The organism is Corallococcus sp. AS-1-6 (assembly GCF_020037015.1).
In the GTDB taxonomy this organism is placed as follows: Bacteria; Myxococcota; Myxococcia; order Myxococcales; family Myxococcaceae; genus Corallococcus.
The window spans coordinates 1-4,358 of the sequence record NZ_JAIQDE010000073.1 but is presented as its reverse complement, the minus strand read 5'-3'; the positions used below and the strand labels follow the sequence as shown (position 1 = coordinate 4,358).

The 4,358-nt window shown below is 68.3% G+C and carries 1 protein-coding gene; it reads right to left on the bottom strand.

Annotated features, from left to right (window positions below; all coding sequences use genetic code 11):
* Positions 1–4,358, bottom strand: a 4,358-nt coding sequence (locus K8612_RS38645) for a condensation domain-containing protein (protein WP_223765912.1), incomplete at both ends; no start/stop codon positions are given.

Below are 4,358 nucleotides of genomic sequence, written 5' to 3'. Positions count from 1 at the left end.
TGCTCCCGGCCCAGCCCCGCCACCCTCCTCGCCAGCGCGTCCGGGTAGCGGTAGTGCAACGTCGCCGCGCGCCACGCCCGATTCGAGCCCCGTGGATGGTCGTACGGCAGCTCCAGTCCGTCCTCGTACCCCTCCAGCCTCCTCGTCCAATAGGCGAGGTGCTCGCTCAGGTCCTGCCTCCGCTGCCACACCGCATAGTCGCCGTACTGCACCGGCAACGGCGCCAGCCCCGCGCCTTCTCCTCGCACCGCGGCCGCGTACAGCGCTCGAAGCTCCTGGAGCATCACCCCGAAGGACCAGCCGTCCGTGATGATGTGGTGGATGTTGCTGACGAGCAGGTGCTCGTCCTCCGCCACCCGCAGCACCTCCGCCGTCAGCAGCCTCCCGGTGCTCAAGTCAAACACGTGCCGCGACAGCGCGTTGACGGTGGCCGTCACCTCCGACTCGCGCACCTCCCTCAGCGGGAGCTCCACCTCCCAGGGCTCACCGACGACCTGCACGGCCTCCCCGGCGCTCTCCGTCCCCCGGAACCCCGTGCGCAGCGTCTCGTGCCGGGCGATGAGTCCGTTGAACGCCGTCCGCAGTGCTTCCCGCGAGAAGCCCTTGCCGGTGAGGCGCAACGTCCAGGTGATGTTGTAGCTGGTCCTCTGGTCCTCCATGTGCTCGTGCACGAACCACACGCGCTCCTGCACGAAGGACAGCGGGAGGGGGCCTGTCCTCTCCACCCGCTCGATGGCTGGCACATGGCCGCGGTGTCCCTGATACCGCAGCACTTCGATCCGGAGCGCCATTGCCTCCAGCACCGGCGATTCGAAGATCAGGGTGATGGGAACTTCGACCTCCATCTGCTTCCGGATCGCGGACACCAGTTGGATGGCCATCACAGAGTGACCACCCAGCTCGAAGAAGTTGTCTCGCAGTCCGACCTGGGGCCGCCTCAGCACCTGTTGCCAGATGCGCGCCAGTGCCATCTCCGTGGGCCCACGCGGGGCCACATAGGCGGCCGCTCCGCCGATGTCTCGGTCATCCTCCGGCTCGGGCAAGGCCTTCCGGTCGAGTCGCCCGGACGACGTCAACGGCAGGTCGTCCATGAACACGTAGGTCGCCGGAAGCATGTACTCCGGCAACGTGCCCCCGAGCCCGGCGTTGATCCGAGCCTTCAACGCCCCCTGCCCTTCGCGTGACTCGACATCCTCCACGTGCGACTCGTCCAGGACGACGTAGGCCACGAGCCGGGCCTTGGACTGGCGATCCGGAACCGCGGCAACCACTGCATCGCGGACGATGTCCACACGGCGCAGGCGCGCCTCGATGAAATGGCAGTCGATGCGCCGGTCCCCTCCTCCATCGCGCTCCCGAGCGGCGCTGATCAGCTCCAGGGGACCTTGAGACAGCCAGCGAACGAGGTCCCCCGTCCGGAGCAGCCACTCCGGCTCCGCTCCACTCCGGAAAGGGCTCGGAACGAAGCGGGGGTGGGCAGCCGTCGGCTCGTCACCGTCACGGGCGTCCGCGAGTCGCGCGCCGCCGACGTACAGCTCCCCCGGGATGCCCACTGGGGCCAACCCACCGTTGGGCTGCATCACGTAGAGCCGCACGTCCTGAGCAGGCTCTCCGATGGGCAGCCGCTCATACGAGAGCCGTCCCGTCTCAGTGCCAGAGCCGTTCGCGGCCAGCGTGCATTCGAAGAAGCCCGCGCCGACTCCCGTCTCCTTCGTGCCGTAGACGTTGAACAGCCGCAGCGGGAGATGAGCGGCGCGCACCAGCGCCCCGAAACGCTCGACGAGGGTGACCGCGAGGGTGTCTCCGCCACAGAAGATGCACCGGAGGGTGCTCAGCTCACGGACCCGGTCGCGCTCACGCTCCAGGAGGCTCACCAGCGCCGAGAGCTCGGAGGGCACGCAGTAGAGGACGCCAATCGAGTCCCTGCCCACCTGCGCCAGGAGGACCGAGGCGTCGCGGTCCGCCCCGGAGTCGAGAATGCCGAGGCTGCCGCCACTGACGAGCCACTGGAAGAGCTCCGTGGCCGCCAGCTCGGACGTCAGCGGCGACTTCAGCAGGAAGCGCGCGGTGGAGAGGGCCGGGTTCCACACGGGGTCCCCGGCCATCCGGCGGGCCAATACGCCATGCCGGACGGCGACGCCCTTCGATACTCCACCAGAGTCGGAGGTGAAGTTGACGTACGCGAGGGACTCGGACGTCAGGCCGACACCGCCCAGGGCAGGCGCCGCCTCCTGGCCGGCAACGGCATCGTCCCCGCCACCTTCCGCCGGGGGCTCCAGCAGCAGGAGCTCCTGGTCATCGACCGGCAGTTCCGGGACGAGGCGCGACTCCGTCAGCAGGTGGCGGACCTTCGACTCGTACAGGACGTCGTAGATCGACTCCGGGGAGGCGGCGGGGTCGATGGGCACATACGCACCGCCCGCCTTCATGACGCCGAGGACACCGCAGACCCACTCGACGGAGCGCTCCGCGCAAAGTCCCACGAGGGTGTTCGGCCCGACTCCCGCGGCGCGCAGGCGGCGGGCAATCCTGTTGGCCCGGCGGTCGAGCGCGGAATAGGTCATGCGCTCTTCGCCACGGACCAGGGCAATCGCCTCCGGGCTCTCCTGGACGCGGCGCTCGAACGTGTGCGGGATGAGCTCGACGGGGTCTGCCTCGAGGACCATGTGGCCGCTCCTCGACAGGAGGTCCAGTTGCTCCTGTTGGGTGAGCAGCGGCAGCTCATCGATGGGTGCCCTCGGATCCCGGCCGACCGCGCCCAGCACCACTTCAAGGTGCCCGAGCATCCGCCGGATGAAGTCCTCGCTGAACAGGCCCGTCGCGTACTCCACGGCCCCCGTCAGGCCGGAGCTCGTCTCCGCGACGTCGATGGTGAGCTCGAACTTCGCGGTGCCGTTGTGCGCCGGCATCGGCGTGTGGGTCACTCCCGGCAGCGCCAGCTCGGAGGGGGGCGTGTTGTGGAAGTTGAGGATGACCTGCACGAGCGGAGAGCGGGCCGTGTCTCTCGCGACCTGAAGGTCGTCGACGATCTTCTCGAAGGGCACGTCCTGATTCGCGTACGCCTCGATGGCCGTGCGCTGGATGCGCGCGAGCAGGTCGATGAAGCAGGGATTGCCGGCGACGTCCACCCGCATCACCAGCGTGTTGACGAACAGGCCGATGAGCCCTTCCGTCTGGATGCGCCCACGATTCGCCACGGGGGAGCCGACGCAGATGTCGTCCTGGCCGGAGTAGCGGTTCAGCACCACGGCGAAGGCGCCGAGCAGCGCCATGTAGAGCGTGGCACCAGACTCGACGAGCAGCGGCTTCAATCGCTCGGTGATGGCGCGATTGAACGCGAAGTTCACCACCGCGCCAGAGAAGCCCTGGATGGGCGGCCGGGCGTAGGTGGTCGGAAGAACGAGCGGCGTGGCGCCCGACAGCCGCTGCCGCCAGTACCGCAGCTTCTCCGCCAGCACCGCGTCCTGGAAATGGGCCCGCTCCCAGCGGGCGTAGTCCCGGTAGGAGATCTCCAGGGGGGGCAGCGGGCTGGCTTCGCCCCGGAGGAACGCGGCGTAGTACGCAGCCAGCTCCCGGTAGAAGACCGACGTTGACCAACCATCGAAGGCGATGTGATGGATGGTGATGAACAGGTAGTGATTCCGCGGGCTGATCCGGAAGAGGTGAGCCCGGAGCATCAACTCCCGCCCCAGGTCGACCGGCGTCCGGATCACGGCCTCCATCCGTGGCGCGAGCTCGCTCTCGTCGCGGATGGGCGTCACGGGGAGGATGAAGCGCTCTTCCGTCCCTACGACCTGGGACAGCACTCCCTCCTTCTCGACGAAGTTCGTTCGCAGGGGCTCGTGGCGACGGATGACCGCGCGGATGGCCTTTTCCAGCGCCGTGACATCGAGTTCGCCGGTCAGGTGATCGAGGCCCGGCGTGTTGTAGGGCACTCCTTTGACGAAGTTGTGCAGGAACCACATGCGCTCCTGCGCGAACGAAAGCACCGCATCGGTGCTCCCTGACGGCGCGGGGGCGAGTTCCCACGAGGCCTGACCGTCCAGGCCTCCCATCAGCTCACAGAGTTCTCCAATCGTGGGCCGTTGAAACAGGGCCGCGATCGAGATCCCGGCGCCGAGTTCCTTGCCAATCAGGGAGACCAACCGCGACGCCAGCAGGGAGTGCCCGCCGAGGTTGAAGAAGTTGTCGTGGATGCCGACGTGCTCAAGTCCGAGGACGTCGCTGAAGAGTGCCGCCAGCTTCTGCTCGAGCGCGCTGCGCGGCGCGACGTGCTCCTCCCGGCTGCTCGTCAGGTCGGCGCGGGCAGGGACAACCGGTCCAGCTTCCCGTTGGGCAGCCGTGGGCAGCGCCTCCAG